27 protein-coding genes are annotated in these 26,543 nt (G+C 66.9%); 22 read left to right on the plus strand and 5 right to left on the minus strand.

Annotated features, from left to right (window positions below; translation table 11 throughout):
* Positions 1-69 precede the first annotated feature (69 nt).
* The gene (locus AC1DF4_RS16910) at positions 70-1,101 is read right to left on the minus strand and encodes a serine hydrolase domain-containing protein (RefSeq protein WP_476913968.1); all 1,032 of its coding nucleotides are present in this window, start codon (positions 1,099-1,101) and stop codon (positions 70-72) included.
* A 430-nt stretch (positions 1,102-1,531) separates the two neighbouring features.
* Here AC1DF4_RS16910 and AC1DF4_RS16915 point away from each other — a divergent pair, with 430 nt between their 5' ends.
* The 6 genes from AC1DF4_RS16915 (at position 1,532) to AC1DF4_RS16940 (ending at position 5,372) form a co-directional block, all read left to right on the plus strand.
* A complete protein-coding gene (locus AC1DF4_RS16915; RefSeq protein WP_476913969.1) occupies positions 1,532-1,981 on the plus strand; it encodes an SRPBCC family protein in 450 nt (149 codons plus the stop codon).
* Between the two features lie 62 nt (positions 1,982-2,043).
* On the plus strand, positions 2,044-2,373 hold the full coding sequence (locus AC1DF4_RS16920; protein ID WP_476913970.1) for a DUF1801 domain-containing protein: 330 nt from the start codon (positions 2,044-2,046) through the stop codon (positions 2,371-2,373).
* A gap of 174 nt (positions 2,374-2,547) precedes the next feature.
* Positions 2,548-3,138 carry a ferritin gene (locus tag AC1DF4_RS16925; protein WP_476913971.1) on the plus strand — a complete coding sequence of 197 codons (591 nt, stop codon included), beginning with the start codon at positions 2,548-2,550 and terminating at the stop codon, positions 3,136-3,138.
* 7 nt (positions 3,139-3,145) lie between these two features.
* Positions 3,146-3,526 carry a DUF1905 domain-containing protein gene (locus tag AC1DF4_RS16930; protein ID WP_476913972.1) on the plus strand — a complete coding sequence of 127 codons (381 nt, stop codon included), beginning with the start codon at positions 3,146-3,148 and terminating at the stop codon, positions 3,524-3,526.
* Positions 3,527-3,633: 107 nt separating this feature from the next.
* Positions 3,634-4,899, plus strand: a complete 1,266-nt coding sequence (locus tag AC1DF4_RS16935) for an MFS transporter (protein WP_476914002.1) — start codon at positions 3,634-3,636, stop codon at positions 4,897-4,899.
* A 95-nt stretch (positions 4,900-4,994) separates the two neighbouring features.
* Positions 4,995-5,372 carry a VOC family protein gene (locus AC1DF4_RS16940; RefSeq protein ID WP_476913973.1) on the plus strand — a complete coding sequence of 126 codons (378 nt, stop codon included), beginning with the start codon at positions 4,995-4,997 and terminating at the stop codon, positions 5,370-5,372.
* 60 nt (positions 5,373-5,432) lie between these two features.
* Here the strand turns inward: AC1DF4_RS16940 and AC1DF4_RS16945 are convergent, their stop codons facing one another.
* Both AC1DF4_RS16945 and AC1DF4_RS16950 read right to left on the minus strand, forming a co-directional pair.
* A complete protein-coding gene (locus tag AC1DF4_RS16945) occupies positions 5,433-6,005 on the minus strand; it encodes an antibiotic biosynthesis monooxygenase (RefSeq protein WP_476913974.1) in 573 nt (190 codons plus the stop codon).
* 80 nt (positions 6,006-6,085) lie between these two features.
* On the minus strand, positions 6,086-6,433 hold the full coding sequence (locus AC1DF4_RS16950; RefSeq protein ID WP_476913975.1) for a carboxymuconolactone decarboxylase: 348 nt from the start codon (positions 6,431-6,433) through the stop codon (positions 6,086-6,088).
* A gap of 206 nt (positions 6,434-6,639) precedes the next feature.
* On the opposite strand from AC1DF4_RS16950, the gene ggt reads away from it, so the two are divergent.
* Positions 6,640-8,466, plus strand: coding sequence for a gamma-glutamyltransferase (ggt, locus tag AC1DF4_RS16955; protein WP_476913976.1), 1,827 nt, complete (start codon positions 6,640-6,642; stop codon positions 8,464-8,466).
* A 102-nt stretch (positions 8,467-8,568) separates the two neighbouring features.
* Positions 8,569-8,871 (plus strand): hypothetical protein, encoded by a 303-nt coding sequence (locus AC1DF4_RS16960; RefSeq protein ID WP_476913977.1) that lies wholly within the window; start codon positions 8,569-8,571, stop codon positions 8,869-8,871.
* A 34-nt stretch (positions 8,872-8,905) separates the two neighbouring features.
* Here the strand turns inward: AC1DF4_RS16960 and AC1DF4_RS16965 are convergent, their stop codons facing one another.
* Positions 8,906-9,847: a DMT family transporter gene (locus AC1DF4_RS16965; protein ID WP_476913978.1), complete on the minus strand. Its 942-nt coding sequence runs from the start codon at positions 9,845-9,847 to the stop codon at positions 8,906-8,908.
* On the opposite strand from AC1DF4_RS16965, the gene AC1DF4_RS16970 reads away from it, so the two are divergent.
* From AC1DF4_RS16970 to AC1DF4_RS17005, 8 genes are all read left to right on the plus strand, one after another.
* The gene (locus tag AC1DF4_RS16970; protein WP_476913979.1) at positions 9,846-11,252 is read left to right on the plus strand and encodes an aminotransferase-like domain-containing protein; all 1,407 of its coding nucleotides are present in this window, start codon (positions 9,846-9,848) and stop codon (positions 11,250-11,252) included. The genes AC1DF4_RS16965 and AC1DF4_RS16970 overlap by 2 nt on opposite strands.
* Positions 11,253-11,288: 36 nt before the next feature.
* Positions 11,289-12,752 carry a protein adenylyltransferase SelO gene (locus AC1DF4_RS16975; RefSeq protein WP_476913980.1) on the plus strand — a complete coding sequence of 488 codons (1,464 nt, stop codon included), beginning with the start codon at positions 11,289-11,291 and terminating at the stop codon, positions 12,750-12,752.
* 103 nt (positions 12,753-12,855) lie between these two features.
* On the plus strand, positions 12,856-13,593 hold the full coding sequence (locus AC1DF4_RS16980; RefSeq protein WP_476913981.1) for a VOC family protein: 738 nt from the start codon (positions 12,856-12,858) through the stop codon (positions 13,591-13,593).
* Positions 13,594-13,821: 228 nt separating this feature from the next.
* The gene (locus AC1DF4_RS16985) at positions 13,822-14,466 is read left to right on the plus strand and encodes a rhodanese-like domain-containing protein (protein ID WP_476913982.1); all 645 of its coding nucleotides are present in this window, start codon (positions 13,822-13,824) and stop codon (positions 14,464-14,466) included.
* A complete protein-coding gene (locus AC1DF4_RS16990) occupies positions 14,463-15,371 on the plus strand; it encodes a sulfite exporter TauE/SafE family protein (RefSeq protein ID WP_476913983.1) in 909 nt (302 codons plus the stop codon). Before AC1DF4_RS16985 ends, AC1DF4_RS16990 begins: the two co-directional genes overlap by 4 nt.
* 47 nt (positions 15,372-15,418) lie before the next feature.
* Positions 15,419-15,715: a rhodanese-like domain-containing protein gene (locus AC1DF4_RS16995; RefSeq protein WP_224049521.1), complete on the plus strand. Its 297-nt coding sequence runs from the start codon at positions 15,419-15,421 to the stop codon at positions 15,713-15,715.
* A 153-nt stretch (positions 15,716-15,868) separates the two neighbouring features.
* Positions 15,869-17,278, plus strand: a complete 1,410-nt coding sequence (locus AC1DF4_RS17000; RefSeq protein WP_476913984.1) for an MBL fold metallo-hydrolase — start codon at positions 15,869-15,871, stop codon at positions 17,276-17,278.
* Between the two features lie 16 nt (positions 17,279-17,294).
* A complete protein-coding gene (locus AC1DF4_RS17005; RefSeq protein ID WP_476913985.1) occupies positions 17,295-18,479 on the plus strand; it encodes an MFS transporter in 1,185 nt (394 codons plus the stop codon).
* Positions 18,480-18,522: 43 nt separating this feature from the next.
* On the opposite strand, the gene AC1DF4_RS17010 is transcribed toward AC1DF4_RS17005, so the two are convergent.
* A complete protein-coding gene (locus AC1DF4_RS17010) occupies positions 18,523-19,533 on the minus strand; it encodes a LacI family DNA-binding transcriptional regulator (RefSeq protein WP_476913986.1) in 1,011 nt (336 codons plus the stop codon).
* Positions 19,534-19,778: 245 nt separating this feature from the next.
* On the opposite strand from AC1DF4_RS17010, the gene AC1DF4_RS17015 reads away from it, so the two are divergent.
* The 6 genes from AC1DF4_RS17015 to AC1DF4_RS17040 all read left to right on the plus strand — a co-directional run bounded on the left by AC1DF4_RS17015 (position 19,779) and on the right by AC1DF4_RS17040 (position 26,542).
* Positions 19,779-21,323 carry a sugar ABC transporter ATP-binding protein gene (locus tag AC1DF4_RS17015; protein WP_476913987.1) on the plus strand — a complete coding sequence of 515 codons (1,545 nt, stop codon included), beginning with the start codon at positions 19,779-19,781 and terminating at the stop codon, positions 21,321-21,323.
* The gene (locus AC1DF4_RS17020; protein WP_476913988.1) at positions 21,320-22,366 is read left to right on the plus strand and encodes an ABC transporter permease; all 1,047 of its coding nucleotides are present in this window, start codon (positions 21,320-21,322) and stop codon (positions 22,364-22,366) included. Before AC1DF4_RS17015 ends, AC1DF4_RS17020 begins: the two co-directional genes overlap by 4 nt.
* Positions 22,359-23,441: an ABC transporter permease gene (locus AC1DF4_RS17025; RefSeq protein WP_476913989.1), complete on the plus strand. Its 1,083-nt coding sequence runs from the start codon at positions 22,359-22,361 to the stop codon at positions 23,439-23,441. The genes AC1DF4_RS17020 and AC1DF4_RS17025 overlap by 8 nt, the downstream gene beginning before the upstream one ends.
* 78 nt (positions 23,442-23,519) lie before the next feature.
* The gene (rhaS, locus tag AC1DF4_RS17030) at positions 23,520-24,581 is read left to right on the plus strand and encodes a rhamnose ABC transporter substrate-binding protein (protein WP_476913990.1); all 1,062 of its coding nucleotides are present in this window, start codon (positions 23,520-23,522) and stop codon (positions 24,579-24,581) included.
* 138 nt (positions 24,582-24,719) lie between these two features.
* Positions 24,720-26,168, plus strand: coding sequence for an arabinose isomerase (locus tag AC1DF4_RS17035; protein WP_476913991.1), 1,449 nt, complete (start codon positions 24,720-24,722; stop codon positions 26,166-26,168).
* Positions 26,165-26,542, plus strand: coding sequence for an L-rhamnose mutarotase (locus tag AC1DF4_RS17040; protein WP_476913992.1), 378 nt, complete (start codon positions 26,165-26,167; stop codon positions 26,540-26,542). Before AC1DF4_RS17035 ends, AC1DF4_RS17040 begins: the two co-directional genes overlap by 4 nt.
* Position 26,543 lies beyond the last annotated feature (1 nt).

Genomic DNA, 26,543 nt, shown 5'->3' on the forward strand with positions numbered 1-26,543 from the left:
CCGGCCCGGCCGGGCCTCCACGGGGTCACTCATGTCTTCTCTCCATTCGTCGAGGTACTTCCCGCCAGATCAGCAGAGCCGGTCAAGGGTTTCCTGGAGTGCGGAGGCCATTTGGCCGTCCCACAACTCGAGTTTGTCCACGGACTCAGGGTCCTCAAGGGGTGTGGGAATCGGAGGAGGGACCAGGGTCATGGAGGCTTGCTGCTGCCCGTCGGTGCTGCTGATCGCGGTTGTGCGGTAGGACGGGAAGCCGCCCTTGCCGCCGTAACGGAAGTCGTCCGTGCAGCCTCGGGGCCATTTCCAGAGCCCTAGACCGTAGTACGGGAAGCTGCCGGTCGTGGTCATTTCCTTGAGCGAGGAGTCCGACACCAGATCGCCCCGGAAGAGTGCTTCGAAGAAGTCGTTGACGTCGTGCATGGTGGATATAGCGCCGAACGCCGGTGACCCGAGGTCGGCTGGCGGCTGCGTGACGTCCAGGCGTTCACCGCGCAAAGTGATGTACCCATGGATCACGTCGGTTTCCCCGCGCACAGTCTGGTCGATGGACGTGGCCCCTAACCCGAGCCGGTTGATCACGTCGTCGCGGAGCACCTGCGTATAGGGCTTGCCGCGGAGTTTCTCCAGCAGCTGTCCCAGCGCAAGGTAGTTCGAATCGGAGTAGCGGTACGAACCCACGTTGTTGGCTTCCCAGGGCAGAGTCGCTGTGAGCTCCAACCCTCGTTGCGTGCTCATGTCTTCGTTCACAACCCGGGCGACGTCCTCGGCGCTCTTCTCATTTGCCTCCTGAAAAGTTGGCATGCCAGAGGTGTGGGAGAGCAGTTGCCGGACGGTGATGGGCGCCGGAGGCCGGAGAACTGTCGTGAAACTGTCCAGGATTCCGTTGACTGGGTCGTCGAGCCGGATGAGGCCGTCGTCGACGAGTTTCAGCACAGAGACGGCGGTCATGGATTTGGTGACGCTGGCCACCGACACCCTGTCGTCCGTCGTCGCGGGCTGCCCGGCTTCCAGATCCCGGACGCCGTAGGCCCTGGACCACGTGCCGCCCGGCCACCTCACCTCGGCAACGACGGCTACCGCGCCCTGATTAATGAATGAGCGCATCGTGAAGTCGAGCGAATCGGTGGGAGCAGGCGCTGCGCGAAATGAAGGAGAAGGGGCCGGATTCATTTCTGTGCACGCGCTGAGAATCAGCGCGAGGGCCGCAGCTGCGCCCGCCAGGATGCTGGTCGTGGATCGCATGACACCGCCGTGCCTCGTCGCGGATTCGGAGCGGGCCGCAGCCGCGCCGTCCCCGGCCAAAGTCCGTCCGGCGCCGTAGTCCCAGCCCCTTCATTCTAGGAGTGGCGGCCGCGCGGGTCGAGTGTTTGAACCGGCCGGCCATATCCCGCGCAGGGGCCGTTCGCCGTCGTGAAGCGTGTCCTCTGACGCTGATCCCCGAGGCGGCCTGACCGCCGTGCTGATGCACACGTGGCAAGATGAACTCTCACAACGGGTATGACCGAGCCCCGCCGGGCCGGTCGAGAGGAATCTGATGGCACACGCCGAAAATGAAATCACCATCGACCGACCTGCGACGGAGGTCTACGCTTTCCTCGCGGACGGGCTGAACAACCCGTCGTGGCGCGGCAGCGTCCAGAGCATCGCGCTACAGAGTGGTGCCCCGGGCGAAACGGGCGCCGTGTACAGCCAGACGCTGACCGGGCCCCGCGGCAGGTCCATCCAGGGCGACTACCGGATCACGGTCGCAGATCCGGGCCGCACCCTGGCCTTCGAAGTCATTGCCGGCCCGGCGCGGCCCGAAGGCCGGTACCTGTTGACGGAGGCGCAGGGCCGGACCACGGTCCGCTTCATTCTGGATCTCAAGCCCTCAGGCCTTATGAAGGTCCTTGACGGGCTCATCACCAAGACGATGCAGGCCGAAGTCAGCCAGCTTCAGGAACTGAAGACAGTCATCGAGGAACACGGTCGCCGCGGACTTTGAGACACCGGGCCGGAGGGAGGCATGATGGGCGGCACCAGCAATCGTAATCCCGACGTGGATGCATGGTTGGAGAGGTACGAGAACCCGCAGCGGGAGCTTGTGGTCAAGATCAGGGAGTCATCCTGGGCATTGACCCGGCTGTGACGGAAGCCATTAAGTGGCAAGCGCCCACTTTTATGTACCAGGGGAATATCGCCTCGTTCTTTCCCAAAGCCAAGAAGAACGTCACGCTGATGTTCCATCAAGGCGCCTCCCTGACCGATGAAGGTGGGCTGCTGGAGGGCGAAGGTGAGGTGTCACGAGTGGCCAGGTTTATTGACGAGGCCGACTTCGAGGCGAAAAAGCCGGCACTTCAGGCCGTCGTTGAGGACTGGATCCGGGACCGGTCCTAGTTCGCTGCCCTTGTCATCCTCTGGGCTGTGGGCCCCATCGTCAGGAAAAAGCATGATCTTGACGTGGAGATCCGAAGCGGAGGAGTCTCGTAACAGGCCCTCCGGCAGCCCCGGCCCGGCAGAACCCTGGCGCCCCAAGTCCGCACCCTTGAACACCGACTCGAGGAGAGCACCATGAGCCCGCAATTCAACGACCTGCTGACCCGCCAGGTCGGCAATGAATTCGCTGCGTCGCAGCAGTACATCGCCATCGCCGCCTGGTTCGACGGGCAGGACCTTCCCCAGCTCGCCAAGCACTTCTACCGCCAATCGTTGGAGGAACGGAACCACGCCATGATGATGGTCCGGTACATCCTGGACCGCGGCATCAAGGTCACCATCCCCGGCATCGATCCGGTCCGGAACGACTTCAGTTCGGCGGAGGAACCCCTTGTCCTCGCCCTCGCCCAGGAGGTTGAGGTCACGGACCGCATCAAGGAACTGTTCGCCGCGGCCCGCGCGGAAAACGACCCCTTGGGTGAACAGTTCATGCTCTGGTTCCTCAAGGAGCAGGTCGAGGAAGTGGCATCGATGTCAACGTTGCTCAACGTTGCCCGCCGGGCGGACAACCTCTTCGACGTCGAGACTTTCCTGGCCCGCGAGCGGGTGGGCGACGCCGGCCGGCCCGGGGGAGCAGGACACGGGGGACACCACGGTCACGGAGGCGCCCATGGCGAACCGCCCGAGGTCGCCGGCACGCCGGAGGTCGCCGGCGGATCGCTCTAGTGGCGGCATGCCGGCGGGGACCGGTCCTGGCCAGCGGGCCGACGGCCACGAGTTCCAACAGTCGTCCCGCCGTGTACCGGCCATGCCGCTGAGCTATACGTTCACGGCCCGGCTGTGGCTCTATCCGGGAGAAGCCGGGTGGCACTTCGTCACCGTTCCGGACGGAGTTTCGGCCGAGATACGGGACGACTCGGGTGCGCTCCGTCAGGGCTCCGGCTCCATCAAGATCACGGCCGTCATCGCCGGGCACCGCTGGTCCACGTCGCTCTTCCCGGACAGCCACAGCGGTTCCTATCTGCTTCCGGTCAAGAAGGCCATCAGGACCGCCGCCGGCATCGCGGCCGGAGACCAGGTCAGGGTTCAACTCGAGGTGCCCGACGCCGGCTGAGCCACGCCGCTGTTCCCGCATGAGGACTTCCTGCTCTGGCGCGGGCAGGCGATGGAGACGAGAATGGGCTGGTGCTCCCTCCTCGCCCCGGCGGGGACGGCGAAGTGATGAACGCCGCCGCCCGAAAGATCCAGCGCATCTTCCTCACGCTGACGCTGGGCAATACCCTTGCGGCCTCGTTTATCTGGGGGATCAACACCCTGTTCCTGCTCGACGCAGGGCTCAGCAATCTTGAGGCTTTTGCCGCGAACGCCTTCTTCACGGCCGGTATGGTCCTGTTCGAGGTGCCCACCGGAGTGGTTGCCGACGGGTGGGGCCGCCGCGTTTCATTCCTGCTCGGCACCGCGACACTGGCCGCATCGACCTACCTCTACTACCTGCTGTGGCAGCTCTCCGCGCCCTTCTGGGCGTGGGCGGCGGTGTCGGTTCTGCTGGGTCTGGGATTCACCTTCTTCTCGGGGGCCGTGGAGGCGTGGCTCGTCGACGCATTGCGCTTTTCCGGGTACGAAGGCGGGCTGGAGACGGTACTCGGCCGGGGTCTGATGGTCTCCGGTGTTGCGATGCTCGCCGGCTCGGTGGCCGGCGGTGTGATCGCGCAGGCCACCAACCTCGGTGTGCCATTCCTGCTGCGCGTGGGGGTGCTGCTGGTCATGTTCGCCGTCGCCTTCTGGCTGATGCGCGACGTCGGATTCACCCCCGAGCGCTCAACTCATCCCCTTCAGGCAACCCGTGCCGTACTCTCTGCCTCGATCGAGAACGGATTGAAGCACCCGCCAGTGCGGTATGTGATGCTGGCCGCACCCTTTAGTTCCGGCGTCGGGATCTATGTCTTCTACGCCCTCCAGCCCTACCTGCTTGAGCTCTTTGGCGACCCCAGCGCCTACTCCGTGGCGGGCCTGGCGGCGGCCCTGGTGGCCGGCGCGCAGGTGCTTGGCGGCTGGCTGGCGCCCCGCCTGCGGAGCCTCGTCCGCAAGCGCACCACCGTGTTGATCCTGAGCAGCGCGGTGAGCGCATTGCTGCTCGTGGTGCTCGGGTTCACGCGGGACTTCTGGGTGGCATTGGCGCTGCTGGCGCTCTGGGCACTGGTCGCCTCGGCGGGCACGCCAGTGCGGCAGGCTTACCTGAACGACATGATCCCCTCGAAGCAGCGGGCAACAGTGCTCAGCTTCGACTCGCTCATGGGATCAAGCGGCGGAGTGGTGGTGCAGCCGGTGCTCGGCCGGGCGGCTGACGTGTACGGGTACTCCGCCTCAGTGGCGATTGGCGGCGTCATCGAGATGATCGCGGTGCCCTTCCTGCTGGCGAGCCGGCGGCAGCACCCCCGGGCGGACCTGTCCAACGCCTCGACGGCGGCGGATTCCGCGCAGTCTTGACTCTCCCGGCCCCGAGCCTACGATTTGCAGTGTGGATGGCAGCTGGGGTGGCATCCAGGAACCTGATAAATGCTGATCCATAGGGAGAAACAGTCATGTTGAAGGATCTCGAAATCACCGCAGTCCTCCCCGCCAAGGACATCGCCCGGGCGAAGGCTTTCTACCGTGACGTGCTGGGCCTGGAGCCCGCCGACTCCGTGGATGAGGAGAATCTCATCTACCGCTGCGGGAACGGAACTTCCTTCCTGCTCTACGCGACCGACAATGCGGGCACCGCGAAAAACACCCAGATGGGCTGGGGAACCGACGACATTGACGCTGAGGTGGCGGACCTGCGCGGCCGCGGCGTTGTGTTCGAGGAGTACGACTTCCCGGGCCTGAAGACTGAGAACGGCATCGCGACCACGCCGGTGGGCAAAGCCGCCTGGTTCCTTGACACCGAGGGCAACATCCTCAATCTCTTCCAGCGGTAGCAGCCCTGGAACCCACCCGGACCCGGGGTCAGCTGACTCCGGGTTGTGTTCCGGCCCGCGTCAGCGGTTCCTGCGAAGCCATGGTCCCAACAGCCTGGTGGTAACCGGAAGGAAGATGTACGTCATCAGCGGTGTGAGGATGCAGGTGGCCAGCAGCACCTGCAGTGGCAGGGGCCATTCCCCGGTCAGCGGGTGCAGCAGGAAATTGGCCAGCAGGCTGAGGGGGAAAAACGGGAGGAAAATACTGACCATTTGCTTCCAGCGGGGAGGCACAACGGTCTCGGGGACGGTGAGGAGGGCGTCGCCGGGCTGCGAGAACCAGCCTTCGATGCCAGTGCGCCGCTCAATCTGCGTCACTTCCACGAGGTCCGCCGCGCTGTCAATCCACCAGCGCCGTTCATCCGACTGCTCCCAGTCGTTCAGCAGCCCGGCATTGGCGAAGCGGTACAGCATGTGCCATTCGTTTGAATCTGCGGCGGAGCGGACCCAGCCTGATCCAAGATAGCCGGGCCATTCGCGGGCCAGTTCCTGACCGGCATGGGCCCAGGCACTGGCCTGGCGTGTGCGGCCGGGCTGGACTGTACGAACAACGGACACAGTGACGGGCTGGGGACGCAAATCTGGGAGGGGCACAGCAACGATCTTACAGACGGCACTGGTCCGGCAGGCGGCGCGGACCGCCGCCTGCCGGTGTCCGTCGCCGTCAGGACGGGTCAGCCCTTGGACTCGGACTCGGCCTCAAGTTCGGCTTCGAGTTCTGCCTCGATCACTGCTACGGCGAAGCCCAGTGCCTGTGTGAGGTTGCCGGCTGCTGCCACGACCCTGGGCGTGCCGACGACGGGAGCCACTGCGATGAGGATGCCCTGGACGTCCTCCAGTGTGATGCCGACGTCGCTCGCAGTGCCGGCGTTGAGCAGGTAGGAGGCGGGCGGGGCGTCGACTGCCACGAGCGCCGCGATCCGGGCCAGCATGATCTCGCGGTCATCGAGATTGCAGCGGTCGAGTGATACGGCGGTGATCTCGGCAAGCGCGTCGAGGACGGGGGTTTCTTCTTCGGCCATGGCTATGTCTCCATCTGATCGCGGCGGGTGTGGGCAAAGTGGCGCGAGGAAAGATGATCGCCGCCACCGGTTGCAACGTAGCGCGCCCAGGCGGCAGGGGGCATCACCCGGAGCGGATGAGCCGATCATCCATTGAGTGGCCCATCACGGCGGAGTAGTGTTGCCCCACCGCCAACAACCCGCACCACCCTGACTCGGGAGCGACCATGCCATCCATGAAACGCCGACTGGCTGCCCTTACGGCAGTTCTTGCCATGAGCATGACGGGCGGTGCCGTCGCCAGCCCCGCCGTCGCAGATTCGCAGAAGACTGACAAGACCCCGACCGCCACCGGCTACGGCGGCGCGGTGAGCACTGTGGACCCGGAGGCATCGGCAGCGGCGATCAGGATCCTCCGGGACGGCGGAAACGCGGCGGATGCCGCCGTCGCCGCCGCCGCGACGCTGGGGGTGACAGAGCCGTACAGCGCCGGGATCGGCGGCGGTGGCTACTTTGTCTTTTACAACGCGAGCAACGGCAAGGTCGGCACCATCGACGGCCGGGAAACCGCACCCGAGGACATGCCGAAGGACGCTTTCATTGACCCGAAAACCGGCAAGCCCTACCCCTTCACGCCCGAACTCGTCACGAGCGGGGTCTCGGTGGGCGTCCCCGGCACGCCGGCCACGTGGGCGCGCGCCCTCGACCGGTGGGGGACCCTGGACCTCGCGGACGCCCTCGAACCCGCCATTGACGTCGCGACCCGCGGCTTCGTGGTGGACGAAACCTTCCGACAGCAGACCCTCGACAACAAACTTCGCTTCGAGGCCTTCACGTCGACCAGCAGCCTGTTCCTCCCAGGCGGCGACGCGCCCGCCGTCGGCAGTGTCTTCCGGAACACCAATCTTGCCGAAACCTACCGGCTGCTCGCAGAGAAGGGCACACGGGGCTTCTACCGCGGCCCGCTCGCGGAGGAGATCGTGGCCGCAGTCCAGGCTCCGCCTAAGTCAGCCACCACGACGCTGCCCGTTCCGCCCGGCCATATGACGAAGAAGGACCTCGCCGCCTACAGCGCCCTGGACCAGGCACCCACGCATGTGGAGTACCGCGGTCTGGACGTGTACGGGATGGCACCGTCGAGCAGCGGCGGCACCACCGTCGGCGAGTCGCTGAACATACTGGACACGGTCAACCTGTCCGAGATGTCCACGCCTGGCGCCCTGCACCACTATCTGGAGGCGAGCGCCCTCGCCTTCGCGGACCGCGCCAAGTATGTGGGCGACCCGGCGTTCGTCGATGTCCCCACCGGGGAACTCACGGATCCGCTGTTCGGGAAGGAACGCGCGTGTGCGATCGATCCCGGGAAGGCTGCTACGAAGCCCGTCGCTCCGGGAGATGTGTCCACGTACGACGGCGCGTGCCCGGCAAAGCCGGCCGCGCTCGCCGATGAGAAGGACACCGAGAATATTTCGACCACCAACCTGACGGTGGCGGACCGGTGGGGGAACGTGGTGGAATACACGCTCACGATCGAGCAGACCGGCGGATCCGGCATCGTGGTGCCCGGCCGTGGGTTCCTGCTCAACAACGAACTGACCGACTTCTCCACCGTGTACGACCCGGCCGACCCGAACCGGATCGAGCCGGGGAAGCGCCCCCGGTCTTCGATGTCGCCCACCATCATCCTGAAGGACGGTGATCCGTACCTTGCGCTCGGCTCACCCGGCGGCTCGACGATCATCACCACGGTCCTGCAGACGATCGTGAACAGGGTGGACCTGGGGATGAGCACGCCTGACGCCATCGCCGCACCTCGTGCGTCCCAACGGAACACCCCGAAGGTAACGGCCGAGCCGGAGTTCATTGCGGCCTATGGGAAGAAGCTTGCACGGTACGGTCATGAGCTCACTCCGTCGGGTGACGCGTTCACCTCGGCGGCAGAGATCGGCGCGGCGACGGCAATCGAGTTCCTGCCCGGCGGGCGCATGATCGCCGCGGCTGAACCTGTGCGGCGCGGAGGCGGCTCGGCAATGGTAGTTCAACCGTCGCGGTGAGCCCGGTGCGGCGCCTGCAAATCACTCCGGCCCGTCTCCTTACCTAGAGGGCCCTTTCAGGCCTACAGTTGGGCTTCCAGCACTGTCGACAGGAGTGGCCACATGATTACCCTGCAGATCGAACACCAGGTCCGGGATTTCGGCATGTGGAGGAGGGCCTTCGACAGCGACCCGCTGAACCGCGCCGCCTCGGGGGTGCGGTCGTACCGGATCTCGCGGCCGCTGGATCAGGAGGATTACGTCATGCTGGAGATGGATTTCGACACGCAGGCGGCCGCCGTGGACTTCCTGGGCCGGCTGCAGAACGACACCTGGAAAACCGGGGTGACGGCGCCGGCGCTGGTCGGTGAGCCGTCAACCCGGATCATCGAGACGGTCGCCGTCGAGCAGGTGCCCGCACCCTGACGCCGGCCAAGATGCCGGACACGCCGCCGTCGGGCTATCGCGGAACGTTCGACGGCGGCAGGGTCAGCCGCGTGCGGACGGCCAGTCCGGCGCAGAGGATGACGGCCAGGCCGCCGGCGATCGTGGTCCAGGCAAGGGTTTCGCCCAGCAGGAGGCCTGCCCAGCAGATGCTCAAAACGGGCTGGATGAGTTGGACCTGGCCGACCTGGGCCATCGGGCCGATGGCCAGCCCGTGGTACCAGGCGAAGAAGCCGAGGAACATGCTGACGACGCCGAGGTAGGCAAAGGCGGCCCATTGCACGGGTGTGCCCGAGGGCGACTGCTGGGATGTTGAGAGGACCAGCAGGAACACCATCAGGGGAGAGGCGAGGACGAGCGCCCAGGAAACGGTCTGCCACGCGCCGAGGTCTCGTGCCAGCAGGCCTCCTTCGGCGTATCCGACGGCCGCGGCCAGGACGGCACCGAAGAGCAGGAGGTCTGCCCAGTGCAGTTGCCCGAAGCCGTCGGACTGCGCGGAGGCGAAGGCGACTGCTGCCACTGCGCCGACCGCGGAGATGACCCAGAAGGCGGGCCGCGGACGTTCGCGGCCGCGGAGGACCGCCATCGTTGCAGTCGCTGCCGGTAGCAAGGCGATGACGACGGCACCGTGACCGGCGGGGACTGCGGTGAGCGCGAACGAGGTCAGCAGCGGGAAGCCGACGACGATCCCGCCGGCAACGATGGCCAGGCTTCTCCACTGGACGCCGTGCGGCAGGCGCTGCCGGGTGAGGGCGAGCGCGCCCGCGGCGAGGACCGCGGCCACCACGGCGCGGCCGGAGCCGATGAACAAGGGATCCAGTCCGCCGACTGCCAGCCGGGTGAACGGAACGGTAAAGGAGAAGGCTGCTACTCCGAGCAGGCCCCACCCCAAGCCGTTCGGCGGTCTGGAGGATATCGGTGGCCGCAAAGCAACAGTAGCGCTACTATTGACTCTCATGTCCAACGATAGCAGTTCCCGCATCGCCGAACGACTCCGTGAGTGGATCGCGGCGGCCCCGCCGGGGGCCAGGCTGCCCTCCACACGCTCGCTGGTCGCCGACTATCGGGCCAGCCCCGTGACAGTGCAGAAGGTACTGCGCACCCTCGCGGCCCAGGGACTGATTGAGAGCCGGCCCGGCGTCGGGACGTTTGTGCGGGCCGTCCGGACAGCGCGGCCCGCCGACTATGGCTGGCAGACGGCAGCGCTGCGTTCACCCCAGGCGCCGCTGCGACCGGTCTCGACTGCCATGCGCACGGCATCGAACGATGTCATTGCCTTCCACTCGGGCTACCCGGACCGGGAACTCCTGCCCGAGCGGCTGGTGCGTGCCGCTCTGTCGCGGGCAGCCCGCGGCGACGCGGCCCTGTCGCGTCCGCCGGCGGCGGGACTGCCGGAACTGCAGGCTTGGTTCGCCCAGGAACTCCGGGCCGCCACGCCGGCCGGCGTCACCCCGCCGACGCCGAGTGATGTCATCGTGCTGCCCGGAAGCCAGAGCGGACTCAGCTCGGTATTCCGCGCCCTGGCCGGCAGCGGGCAGTCCCTGCTGATGGAGTCACCGAGCTATTGGGGGGCCATCTTGGCTGCGGCGCAGGCCGGCGTCCATGTTGTCCCGGTGCCGAGCGGGCCGGAGGGCCCCGACGCGGCAGAGTTGGCCCGGGCCCTCGAGGAAACCGGCGCACGGCTGTTCTACGCCCAGCCGAACTATGCGAATCCCACCGGCGCGCAGTGGCCGGCGCGGGTGGCCGAACAAGTGCTGGACGTCGTCCGGACCCACGGCGCGTTCCTCGTCGAAGACGACTGGGCGCACGATTTCGGCATCACCACGTCCGCCGATCCTGTGGCGGCCCGCGACGACGGCGGGCATGTCGTCTACCTTCGCTCGCTGACCAAGAGCGTGTCCCCGGGCATCCGCGTAGCCGCCGTGATTGCCCGCGGCCCGGCCCGCGACCGCATTTTGGCGGACCGGGGTGCCGAGTCGATGTATGTCAGCGGCGTGCTGCAGTCGGCGGCCCTCGACGTCGTGACACAGCCCGCGTGGCAGACCCACCTCCGCGGTCTCCGCCACCAGCTCCACGCCCGCCGCGACCTGCTGGCCAGCAGCCTGCGGGAACATGCCCCGCAGGCCCATATCGAACACCTTCCGAAGGGAGGGCTGAACCTGTGGGTGCGCCTGCCCGACGGGACCGACGTCGAACAACTCACCCGCGACTGTGAAGCTGCCGGGGTCATCATCGCCCCGGGCACCGAGTGGTTCCCGGCCGAGCCGGCGGGACAGTTCATCCGGCTCAACTACGCCGGACCCAACCCCGCCGCTTTTCCCGAAGGAGCCCGCATCCTCGGCGGGCTGATGAAACGCCAGTAACGCCTGGTTCAACGTGCCGGGGGATAATCTGGTTGTATGACTGCCGCGGCCCCCTCCACCGTCCCCTGGAACGGACGATTTGCCCGGGACCTCGCCGAAATGGCCATTCCCTGGCAGGCGGAGCAGGTTCCGGACCCCCGTCTCCTGGTGCTCAATGAGCCGCTCGCCGCCGAGCTGGGCCTAGACCCCGCCTACCTGCAGGGGGCGGACGGCTTGCTTCTGCTGACGGGGAACCTTGTCCCCGGCGGTGCCACCCCCGTGGCCCAGGCCTATGCCGGGCACCAGTTCGGCTGGTTGGCCCCCCGCCTCGGTGACGGGCGCGCGCTTCTGCTCGGTGAGATCACCGACGAGGAAGGCCGTCTCCGCGATATCCACCTCAAAGGCTCGGGGCGCACGCCCTTCGCCCGCGGCGGTGACGGCCTCGCCGCCGTCGGCCCGATGCTGCGCGAGTTCATCGTGAGTGAAGCGATGCACGCCATGGGCATCCCCACCACCCGGTCCCTTGCCGTCGTGGCGACGGGGCGTCCCGTGCTCCGCGAGACCATGCTGCCCGGAGCGGTGCTCACACGCGTCGCCAGCAGCCATCTGCGCGTCGGCAGCTTCCAGTACGCCCGCGCCACGGGCGACATCAGCCTCCTGCGCCGCCTTGCCGATCATGCGATCGCCCGTCACTTCCCCGGGGCGGCGGAGGCCGGGAACCCCTACGTCGCGCTGCTCCAGGCGGTGATAGCAGCCCAGGCCTCGCTGGTGGCCCGGTGGATGCTGGTGGGTTTCGTCCATGGGGTCATGAACACCGACAACATGACGATTTCCGGCGAAACCATCGACTACGGCCCCTGCGCCTTCCTGGACGCCTTCGACCCGGCCGCGGTCTACAGCTCGATCGACGAGACCGGGCGCTACGCGTACCGCAATCAGCCACTGGCGGCGGAATGGAACCTCACCCGCCTCGCCGAGTCCCTCCTGCCCCTCTTCCACGACGAACAGGAGCAGGCGGTCGCCCTGGCGCAAGACTCGCTCGCGGGGTTCCGCCGGCAGTACAGTGCGGCCTGGTCGGCCGGGCTGCAGGCCAAACTCGGTCTGCCCGGCGACCTCGACGACGGCGTCGCCTCGCCCCTCGTGGATGACTTGATCAGCCTTCTGCAGGCGGGCCAAGCTGACCACACAGCGTTCTTCCGCGGTCTGGCCGAGGCGGCCCGCGGCCGCTCTGCCCGCGTGCGTCGCCTGTTTACCGACCCGGCCGCCTTCGATGCGTGGGCCGTGCGCTGGAGCGCCCTGGGTCCCGACGCCGACGCCATGGACCGGGTCAACCCCGCCTACATCCCGCGGAACCACCTGGTCGAGGAGGCCCTCGACGCCGCTACGGCCGGCGACCTGGATCCGTTCATGCGTCTCCTCGAGGCTGTGACCAACCCCTACGACGAGCGTCCGGAGCTGGAGCCCTACGCCGCCCCCGCGCCGAAGGATTTCGGCCCTTACCGGACGTTCTGCGGAACCTAAAAGCAGGCATAGGTCAGATGGCCGCACCGCAGGGCTGGCCGCCTATTGGCGGCTCGCTCATCTTGGGGGTGGATGCCGCTGCCCGGGTATAGGGTCGGGCGGTATGGCGCTGCGACTTGTTCAGGTGAATTTCAAGGCTCGGGATGACTCCGCGCTCGGCCGGTTTTGGGCGGAGGCGCTCGGCTGGGGTGTCTCCAGCGAGGGACCCGGGGTGACCAATGTCGAACCCGTGGGCTTCGTGTGGCCGGACCCCGTCGCCGTCTGCGTCGATGTCGTCACCGTCCCGGACCCAGAGACTGTGAGGTACCGCGCGCACCTCGACCTCGCCACCACCTCTGCGGCCCATCAGGCGGAGCTGGTCGCGCACCTGTTGGAGCTCGGTGCGACACCCGCAGACGCGGGCCAGGGGGACACGCCATGGACGGTCCTGGCCGACCCGGAGGGGAACCTGTTCCGTGTGCTGGAGCCCCGCTCAATCTACCGGGACACCGGACCGATCGCCGCGGTAGTGGTCCACTGTGCGGATCCGCGGGCCATGGCTGGGTTCTGGGGCGAGGCGATGGACTGGACCTTGCACGAAGTGACCGACGACCATGCAAGGCTGCGGTCGGCCAAGGGCGTGGGGCCGTATCTGGAGTTCATTCGCACGCCGGCTGCGAAGTCTGTGTGGGGCAGGGTCCACCTCGACCTGATGCCCTACCCGGGCGATGAGCAAGCAGCAGAGGTGGCCCGGCTGCGCGCACTGGGTGCCACTGATGCCGACGTCGGCCAGGGCGATGTGCCATGGGTCTGCCTCGCTGACTCAGAAGGCAACGAGTTCTGCGTCCTCGCTCCTCGCTGACCCGGAGCCGCGGCCCGTAGGCGACCGCCAGGGCGGTAAGGACACCGGGCGTCGGCATCCGTAGGGGTGATGTCGGGGGCGAGTTCTGGTGAATCAAGGTCCATGGGTGTCTCCAAAGCCTGGGACGGACGGGTTGAGGAATATACCCCCGTGGGTATTTTGACTACCCCCAGGGGTATCTGTAATACTCGGTGGGGTATTCACTTTTGCTTGTTTCGAAAGGACCCCATGACGCCCCCGTCCACTCCCTCCGCCCACTCCTCATCCGCGCCGGCCGTCACCGCTCTGGCTCCGGAAGCGCTGCGCAGCTGGTTCCAGGAACACCAGGACCTCATCGTGATCGATGTCCGCTCGGCCGCGGAGTTTGAAAACATGCACATCCGCGGCTCCTACAACGTCCCGCTGCCGCTGCTCTCCGAGCACACGGACGAACTGGCGGCCCGCCTGGGCAGCCGCGTCGTCCTCGTGTGCCAGTCGGGAGCGCGGGCAGAACAGGCGCGGCAGCGCCTGGGCGGTGCGGGGATCGGCACTGCGTACGTCCTGACCGGCGGAGCCCCGGCGTTCGCTGAGATCGGCGGAGACGTAGTCCGCGGGAAGGCCCGCTGGGACCTTGAACGCCAGGTCCGGCTTGCTGCCGGTTCCCTCGTAGTTCTGGGCCTTGTCGGCGGCAAGTTCGTTTCTCCGAAGGTCCGGCTCCTCGCCGGCGCCATCGGCACTGGCCTGGCGTTCTCCGCCGCCACCAACACGTGCGCCATGGGCCAAGCCATCTCGGCCATGCCATGGAACAAGACAGCCAAGGAGCCGACCCGCGAGTCCGCCATCCTGCAGTTCCCTGCCGCGAACGCCGTGACCCCGGAGTCCAAAGCCTCATGACCGCGACGCTGATCCTCGTCCTCGCCCTGTCGGTGCTCATTGGGTTGTCGCTCGGTGTGCTCGGCGGCGGCGGCTCCATCCTGACGGTGCCGATCCTGGTCTACGTGGCCGGATTCGAAGCCAAGGAAGCCATTGCGGCGTCCCTCTTCGTGGTCGGCGTGACCTCGGCCGTCAGCGTCTTCAGCCATGCCCGCGCCGGACGCGTCATGTGGCGCACGGGGTTGCTGTTCGGCGTCGCCGGCATGGTCGGCGCCTTTGCGGGTGGACTCCTGGGCGGGCACATCCCCGGCCAGATCCTCCTCATCGCGTTTGCCCTGATGATGGTGGCCACCTCGATTGCCATGATCCGCGGACGCAAGAAGAAGGCCGACGCGGGCACGGAAGCGCCGAAGCACGCCGAACTGCCGCTGTTCCGCGTTCTGCTCGACGGCCTCGTCGTCGGCCTGGTCACGGGCCTCGTCGGCGCCGGCGGTGGATTCCTGGTGGTTCCGGCCCTGGCGCTGCTCGGCGGCCTGCCGATGGCAATCGCCGTCGGAACCTCGCTCGTCGTGATCGCCATGAAGTCCTTCGCCGGACTGGCCGGCTACCTCACGACCGTGGAGCTGGATTGGGGAATCACCCTGGCAGTTACCGCGGCCGCCATCGTAGGCACCCTGATTGGCTCCAAGCTCGCAGGTCGCATTCCGGAAGCGGCCCTGCGCAAGGGCTTCGGCTGGTTCGTCCTTGTGATGGGCGCCTTCGTCCTCATCCAGCAGGTCCCCGGGGACTTGCGCGGACCGATCGTCCTGGGCGTCGCCGGCGCCGCGCTCGCCGCAGCCGCAGTCTGCTGGTTCTTTGTCAGTGCCTGCCCCCTGCGAAAGACCAACCGCACCGCCGGCCAACACGCTCTGCCCACACCGGCCTGATTGGGCCCGCCCCAACCAGCACACATCATGAAACGAAAGGCACCACCATGGCAGAAATCAGCATCACCGAAGCGGACCAGCGCCGGAACCAGGCGCAGGTCCTGGACGTCCGCGAGGACTTCGAAGTTGCCGAAGGCATGATCCCCGGCGCGCTCCACATCCCCATGGGCGAACTGCAGGCGCGGCTGGCCGAACTGGACCCGAAGGTTCCGGTCATCGCCATCTGCCGCAGCGGCAACCGCAGTGCCCGCGTGGCCGATGCCCTCAACGGTGCCGGCTTCACCGCAGACACCATGGACGGCGGCATGATCGCGTGGACCCGCGCGGGCCTGCCCACCACTTGAGCTGTACCCGGCGGGCATGCTCCCAGCCTGACGCCCGGAGAGCACGTGAGCGCGGCAGGCGCTAGCGCCACGCATTTCTGCACGATACCCACAGGGATATTGAAATTATTCATAGTCGACGGGGACATCCCCACCCTCTACGAAGGAGAACACATGCTTCTGGAACGCATTTACGACGAAGACCTCGCCCAGGCCAGCTACCTGATCGGCTGCCAGGCCAAGGGCGAAGCGGTTGTGGTGGACGGCCGCCGCGACATCGCCGTCTACCAGGCTCTCGCCGCGAAGAACGGCATGAAGATCGTCGCCGTCACCGAGACCCACATCCACGCCGACTACCTCTCCGGCACCCGCGAGCTCGCCGCGGCCACCGGCGCGAAGATCTACGTCTCCGGCGAAGGCGGACCGGACTGGCAGTACGGATTCGAGGGGGAGCGGCTGTTCGACGGCGACACGATCACCCTGGGCAACATCAGCATCACGGCCCGGCACACCCCCGGCCACACCCCGGAGCACCTGTCGTTCCTGGTGACCGACGGCGCGTTCAGCGACCACGCCGGCTACCTGCTATCCGGTGACTTTGTGTTCTCCGGCGACCTGGGACGCCCAGACCTGCTGGATGAGGCTGCCGGCGGCGTGGACACCCGCTTCGTGGGGGCCAAGCAGCTCTTCGCCAGCCTGCGGGACAAATTCATCACCCTGCCCGACTACGTCCAGGTCCACCCGGCCCACGGTGCCGGCAGCGCCTGCGGCAAGGCCCTGGGTGCCATCCCGTCCTCCACGGTCGGCTACGAGCGGCTCTACGCCTGGTGGGGCCCCTACCTGGCGGCCAACGACGAGCAGGGCTTCATCGATGAACTGCTCGACGGCCAGCCCGACGCCCACGCCTACTTCGGCCGGATGAAGCGGGAAAACCGCGAGGGTCCGGCGATTATGGGCGAGCGCGCACCCCTGCAGGAACTGGACCTCGCCTCCGTTGCCGAAGACCTGGCAGAGGACACGATGACCTTCATCGACACACGCCCCAACGACCAGGTCCACCAGGGCACCGTCACCGGTTCCCTCAACGTCCCGGCCGGCAAGTCCGTGGCCAGCTTCGGCGCCTGGGTCGTGAACCCGGAAACTGACAGGAACCCCCTGGTGCTGCTGGCTCCGGACCGGGACGCCGCGCAGGACATGTGGGATCACCTGGTCCGCGTCGGCATCGACAAGGTCGCCGGGTACGTCACGGGCTTCGAGGGCCTGCCCACGAGCACGCCGAAGCTCATCCAGCCCGAAGAGCTCGAAGGCTTCGACGGCGCGATGGTCCTGGACGTGCGCAACCGCACTGAGCACTCCGCCGGGAACATCCCCGGCTCGCACCAGCTCAGCGGCGGCCGCGTGATGTGGCACCTGGACGAGTTGCCCGCCGAGGGCACCATCGTGAGCTACTGCCAGAGCGGCGTCCGGAACTCCGTGGCGGCCAGCGCGCTCCGCCGCGCCGGCTACGACGTCATCGAACTCGACGGCAGCTACGCCGCCTGGACCGCACGGCAGCAGGCAGCGGAATCCGTTTCCGCCAGCTAGTCCGCAGCAGCGGCAATTGACTGACACCGTCGGCGGCACACTGGGCCAGGAGCGCACCGTGCTCCCGTTGCTTGCCGGGCAGGTCTTCCATCTGGACCTCTACACGTCCGCGCTGACCTACATCCTCGCCTTCGGACTCGCCAAGGCCGCCACGAACTACTTCGCTGGCACCCTGTCGGACCGCTATGGCCGCAAACCCGTCCTGATGGCAGGCTGGGTCATCGCCTTGCCGGTCCCGCTGATGCTGATCTTCGGGCCGAGCTGGGGCTGGATCATCGCCGCCAATGTGATCCTGGGCATCAGCCAGGGGCTCACCTGGTCCACCACCGTCGTCATGAAAATGGACCTGGTGGGCCCTTCCCGGCGAGGCCTGGCCATGGGCCTGAACGAAGCAGCCGGCTACCTGGGCGTCGCCGGAACCGCGCTGGCCACCGGCTACATCGCAGCCACCTACGGATTGCGGCCCGGGCCGTTCCTGCTCGGCGCCGCCTACATAGCACTGGGACTCGGACTATCGCTGTTCGCCGTGAAGGAAACCCGGGGCCATGCCCGGCTTGAGGCGGCCAACCACACGAACGCCCACGCCGGCGCCCACGGGCAACTGAGCAACCGGGAAATCTTCACCCTCACCAGTTTCCGGGACAAGTCACTCTCTTCGGTCAGTCAGGCCGGGATGGTCAACAACCTCAACGACGGCCTCGCCTGGGGGCTCTTCCCCGTCCTTTTCGCTGCCGCCGGACTGACGATCGAAAAGATCGGCATCCTCGCCGCCGTCTATCCCGCGGTCTGGGGCGCCGCGCAACTCGTTACTGGAGCATTGTCGGACAAATACGGCCGGAAATGGCTGATCGTCGGCGGTATGCTGCTCCAGTCCGGCGCCCTGGCGATGATCGCCGTCGGCCAGGACTTCGGGATCTGGCTGGCCGCGGCTGTGCTCCTCGGACTCGGCACGGCAATGGTGTACCCCACCCTGCTCGCGACTATCGGCGACGTCGCGCACCCGGAATGGCGGGCACGCTCGGTCGGGATTTACCGGCTCTGGCGCGACGGCGGGTTCGCCATCGGCGCTCTGCTCTCCGGCATCATCGCCGATTCCTACGGCATTCCGGCCGCCGTCGGGGTTGTTGGAGCCCTCACCGCGCTGTCGGGAATTCTCGTGGCCATCCGCATGCGCGGCACCGACCACCACCGCACGGCCTGACCTGGACCCGCAGCATCAAACTGTTGGGTTCAGCCCCGCGCCGTCAGCTGAGCGTGGACGCCCGGACCACCAATTCGGGCGGAAAGACGACCTGGCGTGGGACGAAGCCTGCGTCCGGGTCCGCCTCCCGGAGCAGCAGCTCCAGGGCTGTCGAACCAATCAGGGCACTGGGCTGCCGGATGGATGACAGCGGGACCACGGCGGCCGCGGCAAACTCGATATCGTCGTAGCCGATCAGCGCAATCTCCTGCGGTACCTGCACACCGCCCATCAGCATCAGGCCCTGCAGGACACCCACGGCGAGCAAATCGTTGGCCGCGAAGATCGCATCGGGCCGTTCTCCTGCGGGCCGGAGCCGGATGGCTTCACCGGCGGCACGGCCGGACAGCACTGTCAGCGACTCCGTTTCGATAACTTCCAGGCTGGCATCGGGTGCCGCCTGCATGGCCTTCCGTGCTCCGGACAGCCGGTCGGCCACCTGGCGGATAGTCTCCGGGCCGCCCACGAAGGCGATCCGACGCCGGCCCACGGACAGCAGGTGCGCGACGGCCATCTCGCCGCCAGCCAGGTCGTCGACGGCAACGGAGGAGAAACTCAGGTTGTCCGCCTGCCGGTCCACCAGGACGGTGGGGATGCCCCGCCGTCGCAGCTGTTCGAGCCGGGGGATCACGTTTCCCACGGGGGAGATCAGCACGCCTCGGACGCGCTGCTGTTCAAAGAGGTCAAGGTAGGCTGCCTCCCGCCCCGCGTCCTCACTGCTGTTGCCCACCAGCACGGTGAAATGCTCTGCGGCTGCCCGGTCCTCCGCTCCTCTGGCCAGTTCCGTGAAGAAGGGGTTTGCGGCGTCCAGCACCACCAGGCCAACGCTGTGGCTCATGCCGGCGCGCAGCTGGCGGGCGGCGTCGTTGCGCACGAAGCCGAGCTTGTCGATTGCTGCCTGCACCCGGGTTGTGACTTCCGTGGACACCTTTTCCGGGCGGTTCAGCACATTGGATACCGTCCCGACCGAGACGCCGGCCAGGGCCGCGACGTCCTTGACGCTGGCTGAATTCATTCCTGAGCTCCTGAATGCGGACGTCGCTGCCCAGGGGAGGGCGAGCGGGGCGTACCTGTTGGTGCCCTCAGGATACCCGTCCGCCGCCCGTTTTGAACCCTTTCAATGAAACGAATCAAAAACTTCGCCTGTGAGAATCTGACATGTCTTGACGGGCGGGCCGCCGTGCTCCTATGATTCAAATCACAGCAGCTCTGAAACGATTCATTATGAAGTTCACTCAGCCCCAAAGGTGCGGTTATTAGATGCAGCAGACAGACAGCTCCCGGTCCGGTCCCTCGGAGGACGGAACGGGGCCGGTACTTTCCCTTTCCCACGCGGCCAAAACCTTCGGCCCGGTGGTCGCCCTGGCCGACGGCACCGTTGAAATCCGGGCAGGCGAAATCCACGCACTGGTCGGCGAGAACGGCGCCGGCAAGTCCACGCTGGTCAAGATCCTCGCCGGCCTGCACCACCCGGATTCGGGGGACTTCAGGGTCAGCGGCGAGAGCGTCCAGTTCCGCAACGTCGGCGACAGCAAGGCCGCTGGTATCTCCGTCATCTACCAGGAGCCCACGCTCTTTCCGGACCTCAGCGTCGCAGAAAACATCTTCGTCGGCCGCCAGCCCAAGGGCCGGTTCGGCCTGATCAGCAAGGCAACCATGGTCCGGGAGGCGGGCAAGCTCTTCGAGCGTCTCGGCGTCCCCATCGATCCGACGCGGATTGCCGAGGGCCTCTCCATCGCGGACCAGCAGATCATCGAGATCGCCAAGGCCATCTCGCTCGACGCCAAAGTACTCGTCATGGATGAGCCGACGGCCGCCCTGAGCGGTGTTGAAGTGGAGCGCCTGTTCGCCGTCGCCCGCAGCCTCCGGGACAAGGGAACCGGCATCCTCTTCATCTCGCACCGCTTCGACGAGGTCTTTGATCTGTGCGACCGGATCACCGTCATGCGGGACGGCCGGTACATTGCCACGCACCGGACCGCAGACGTCACCGTCGCGGAGATCGTCCGCGAGATGGTGGGCCGTGACATCGAGGCGCTGTTCCCCAAGACGGTTGCCGAAATCGGAGATACCGTCCTGAAAGTCGACGGACTCAGCCGGGCCGGGGTCTTCCGCGACATCAGCTTCGAAGTCCGCGCCGGCGAGATCGTGGCACTGGCAGGCCTGGTGGGCGCCGGCCGCACGGAAGTGGCACGCGCCGTCTTCGGCATCGACCCCTACGACACCGGTGAGATCAGCTTCAAGGGAAGCAGACTCAAACCACGCGATCCGCAGGCGGCCATCACAGCGGGCATGGGATTCGTCCCCGAGGACCGCCGCAAGCAGGGACTGGTCATGAACCTCTCCGTGGCCCGCAACGTCACGCTCACGCTGCGCAACAAGCTGGCAACGGCGGGGCTGATCAACGGCGCCGCAGAGCGCCGTGCGGCCCAGGAATGGAGCAAGCGGCTCCAGGTCAAAGCCGGGTCGCAGGAGCACGCGGTCTCCACCCTCTCCGGCGGAAACCAGCAGAAGGTGGTGCTGGCCAAGTGGCTCGCCACCGACCCGCGGCTCCTGATCATCGACGAACCCACCCGCGGAATCGACGTCGGCACCAAAAGCGAGGTCCACCGGCTCATCTCCGACCTTGCGGGGCGGGGGATCGCCATCCTGATGATCTCCTCCGAACTGCCCGAAGTCCTCGGGATGGCGGACCGGGTTCTGGTCATGCGCGAGGGGCGGATCACCGCCGAACTCGACCGCGCCGGCGCGAACCCGGAGTCAGTTATGCACGCCGCTACGTCTTCCGCAGGAGGTACCCCGTGAGCTCAGCTCTGGACCACAAAAAGCCGGCGACGACGGCGCCCGCCGGCAGCGCCCGGGGCGCCGCAGCCTCCGTGCTGCGGCTGCGGGAACTGCCCGTCATCATCGCACTGGCACTGCTGGTGCTCGTCACCTACCTGATCAACCCCCTGTTCCTCACGCCGCAGGGCGTCAAGGACCTCCTGCTGAACGCCACCATCGTGATGATCCTGGCCGCCGGGCAGACCCTGCTGATCATCACCCGCAACATTGACCTGTCCGTCGGGTCGATGCTGGGCCTGGTCGCCTTCGGCACCGGGTCCATCTTCGCCGCGATGCCCGATATTCCAATTTTCGCGGTGTTCGTGATCGGCATGGCCTTCGGCGCGCTCCTCGGGGCGATCAACGGCCTCCTGGTGACAGCGGCCAAGGTGCCGGCCCTCGTCATCACGCTCGGCACGCTCTACGTGTTCCGCGGCCTGAACAACGCGTGGGCCGGCGGCAAGCAGTACTTTGCCGGTGACCGGCCGGACGCCTTCGGTGCGCTCTCCGTGGACACCGTGCTGGGGTTCCCCATCATCACCCTGGTGGCCATCCTGGTGGTCGCCGCGGTGGCGGTCTACATGGCCGGCACCCGTCCGGGCCGGGACCTGTACGCCATCGGTTCAGATCCGGATGCGGCCACCGCCTTCGGCATCAAGGTGTCAAAGCGCGTGTTCCTTGCCTTCCTGGCCAACGGCGCCCTGGCCGGACTGGCGGGCGTGCTCTACGCCAGCCGCTTCAACTCGGTCGGCGCCACCACCGGCACCGGCATGGAACTGACCGTGGTGGCCGCCGCCGTCGTCGGGGGAGTGGCCATCTTCGGCGGCAGCGGATCGGTCACCGGAGCGGCGCTCGGCGCCCTGCTCCTGACCACGATCACCAGTTCCCTGACCGCCCTGCGGGTCGACAAGTTCTGGCAGCAGGCAATCGTCGGCGTGCTGATTCTCACGGCCATCATCATCGACCGCGTGGCAAGCCTGCGCACAGCCAAGAAACTGCGGATAAGCGAGGCGCGCAATGTCTGAAACCACGTCGAAAACCAGCACGGCACCGGCCCCCGTGGCTGACAACACCAAGCCGCTGGCCTCCGAGCCCAAGGGCAAGACCGGTGCGGCACGGATCCTGGCCGGCCGGGACGCCATCACCGTCTACGCCCTGATTGCGTTCCTCATCTACGCCGCCATCACCATCCCGCGCTTCGCCTCACCGGTCACCACCGGATTCCTGCTCCTGGACGTAATTCCGGTCCTGCTGATCGCCATGCCGATGACCCTGATCATCATCACCGGCGAAATCGACCTGTCCGTCGCGAGCATTGCAGGGCTGACCAGCGCCCTGATGGGTGTGCTCTGGGCCGGCGGCATGGACATCTGGCTGGTGCTGACGATCAGCCTGCTGGCCGGCATCGCGGCCGGCATGTTCAACGGCTTCCTGATCGCGGTCCTCGGACTGCCCTCCCTGGCAGTCACGATCGGCACCCTGGCCCTGTTCCGCGGCCTGGCCCTCGTCATCATCGGCGACAACGCAGTAGCCAACTTTCCGAAGGCGCTGACGGCGTTCTTCACCTCCAAGCTTGGCGGCACGGGCATTCCCACCGTCATGATCGGCGTCGTTCTCGTCATTGTCTTCTTCGGGGTCCTGCTGCACTTCACGCCGTTCGGCCGCGGGCTGTTCGCCATCGGCTACAGCAAGGAAGCCGCCAGCTTCGTGGGCATCAAGGTGGCCCGCAGCAAGTTCTGGCTCTACGTCGCATCCGGTGCCGTCTCGGCCTTGGCCGGAATCTACTGGACGCTGCGCTACACCAGTGCCCGCAGCGACAACGCGTCCGGCCTGGAACTGGCCGTCATCGCCGCAGTCCTCCTCGGCGGCGTCTCGATCTTCGGCGGGAAGGGATCCATCCCCGGCGTCATTGCCGGTGTCCTGCTGATCGGGTCCCTCAACTACGCCCTCCGCCTGGCCCGCGTGTCCGACGTCGTCCTCATCACCGTGACGGGGCTGCTGCTGATCGTCTCCGTCGTGGCGCCGAGCGTCGGCTCCGCGATCAAGCAATGGCGCCACACCAGGCGGGTCCGCCAAAGTTTCACCCGCAGCACCAGCTGACAACCCGACCACCGCACCACCGCTGCCGCGTCCAGACCGGACCGGCGGTACCGACCGCACCAGGAAAAAGGAAGAACAATGATGTTGAACCGCAAGAGCACAGGCCAGACCGGCCGTTTGGCGGGCATGGTGGCCATCGCCGCCGCTGCCGCACTAGCCCTGACAGCCTGCAACAGCGGCTCGGGATCTGCCGGTGGCACCAGCCCCGCCGCGGGCGGGGACCTGAAGATCACCTTTATCCCCAAGCAGCTCAACAACCCGTACACCGACGTCGTCCTGGGTGGCGGCAAGAAAGGCGCCACGGAAGCCGGCTTCGCCTCCTCCCAGGTCGTCGGACCGCTGGAAGCCTCCGCCTCCAGCCAGGTGTCCTTCATCAACGCGGAGACCCAGGCCGGCACGAGCGTCATCGCGATTGCGGCCAATGACCCCGACGCCGTCTGCACGGCCCTCGGCGAAGCACGCTCCGCCGGCGCCAAGATCGTCGCTTTCGACTCCGACACCAACCCCGACTGCCGCGACGTCTTCATCAGCCAGGTCGTGGCCAAGGACGTTGCCCTGATCCAGACCAAGCTGATTTCCGAGCAGATCGGCGGCAGCGGCGAAATCGCCATCCTGTCCGCCACGGCCAACGCCACGAACCAGAACGAATGGATCAAGTTCATGGAGGAGGAACTGGCCTCCAACCCGGCCTACAAGGACATCAAACTCGTGGCCAAGGTATACGGCGACGACAACGACACCAAGTCATTCCAGGAAGCCCAGGGCCTCATGCAGGCCCACCCGAACCTGAAGGGGATCATCTCGCCGACCACCGTGGGCATTGCAGCCACCGCCCGGTACCTCTCGACCTCCGAGTACAAAGGCAAGGTCGCCCTCACCGGTCTGGGCCTGCCGAATGAAATGCGCCCCTTCGTCAAGGACGGAACCGTCAAGGAATTCGCCCTCTGGGATCCGGCCCAGCTGGGCTACGTTGCCGCCTTCGCCGGCAAGGCGCTGAAGGATGGCAAGATCACCGGCGCCGAAGGGGACACCTTCACCGCCGGCGAGCTGGGCGAACGCAAGGTGGAGAAGGGTGGCCTCGTAATTGTTGGGCCTCCCACGGTCTTCAACGCCGAGAACATCGACAAGTACGACTTCTGAGCAGCTGGGCCGCTGCTTCTGAGCTGCCCGCACTGAGTCGCCCACACCGGGCCGCCGGGCAGGCTGGCAACAGCCTGCCCGGCGCCACCACCGCACTGAGCCCCACGAGTTCCTTTTCCATGCCGGAAGGCCCCCACAATGAACCAGAAACAACCGGCTGACCGGCTGCTAAGACCGCACCGCCGCCGGCCCACCCGTATCGGATTGGTCTCCGGCGGCCTCGGCGCCTACTGGCCCCAGTTCCCGGAGCTGCTGCCGCAGCTGCAGGAATCCGTCCGCTACGTCACGGCCCGCTTCGAGGAGCTCGACGCCGACGTCGTCGACACCGGCTTCATCTCCGACGCCCAGGAAGCCGCCGCCGCTGGCGAAAAGCTGCGGGTCGCCGACTGCGACCTCATCGTCATTTTCCTGACCACTTACCTGACCTCGTCGATGGTGCTGCCGATCGCCCAGCGGGCCAAGACCCCGGTCCTGGTGATCGACCTGCAGCCCACCGAGGCCATGGACCACGCCAACTTCGACACCGGCAAATGGCTGGCCTACTGCGGGCAGTGCCCGGTCCCCGAGGTCGCCAACGTCTTCCGCCGGGCCGGGATCGAGTTCCGCTCCGTCTCCGGACACCTCAAGCAGGAATCCGCCTGGGACCGCATCACCGGGTGGGTGCACGCGGCCGGTGTCCGTGCCAGGCTTCGCAACGCCCGGCACGGGCTCATGGGCCACCTGTACCCCGGCATGCTCGACGTCGCCACCGACCTCACCACCGTCTCCACGACCTTCGGCTCCCACGTGGAAGTCCTGGAATTCGACGACCTCCGGGAGCGCGTGAACGAGGTCACCGGCTCTGAGGTTTCTGAGCGCCTCGACCTTGCCCGGGAGCTGTTTGTCCTCGACCACTCCGTCAACGACGACGACTTCGCCTGGGGCGCCAAGGTCTCCGTCGGCCTGGACCGGCTCGTGGAGGACTTCGATCTCGACTCCGTGGCCTACTACCACCGCGGCCTCGCCGGTGAACAGCACGAACGGCTCGGCGCAGGGATGATCCTGGGGTCCTCCATCCTCACGGCCCGGGGAATCCCGATGGCGGGCGAGTTCGAACTGCGGACCTCCATCGCCATGCTCGCCGCGCAGGCGATCGGTGCCGGCGGTTCGTTCACCGAAATCCAGGCCCTGAACTTCTTCGACAACGTGGTGGAAATGGGCCACGACGGCCCCGCCCACCTGGCCGTGTCGGCGAAGGAACCCCTCCTGCGCGGGCTCGGCGTCTTCCACGGCAAACGCGGCTGGGGTGTCTCGGTGGAATTCGACGTCCGTTCCGGCCCGGTCACCACGTTCGGTCTCGGCCAGGACCCGGACGGCAGCTACGTCTTCGTGACCTCCGAGGGGGAAGTCGTACCCGGCCCCCTCCTGGCGATCGGCAACACCACCTCGCGGGTGGACTTCGGTGGTGACCCGGGGCTCTGGGTGGACCACTGGAGCCAGACCGGCATCGGCCACCACTGGGCGCTCTGCGTCGGACACCGCGCGGCGGACATCAAGGCGGCCGCCTCCCTGCTCGGCATCGAACACCGCCACGTGGTGCTCTCATGAGCATGCAACGAGTCTGCTTCCAGCTCCAGCTCAAACCCGGACTCATCCCCGAATACACCCGCCGCCATGCCGCCGTGTGGACGGAAATGCTCCAGGCCCTGAAAGCTTCAGGCTGGAACAACTATTCCCTTTTCCTCCGCGCCGACGGGCTGCTGATCGGCTACTTCGAAACCGAGAACCTCGAAGAGGCCCAGGCCCGGATGGCAGCCACGGACGTCAACGCCCGCTGGCAGGCCGACATGTCCGGCTTCTTCGAAGACCTGCGCGGAACCCCGGATGCGGGATTCCTCCAACTGACCGAAGTATTCAACCTCGAGGACCAGCTGGCTGCCGCCACGTCCGCCCTCACCCAGTCCAAGTCCCTAGGAGACTGAC

The sequence above is a fragment of the Arthrobacter sp. 05N429 genome (assembly GCF_056397045.1).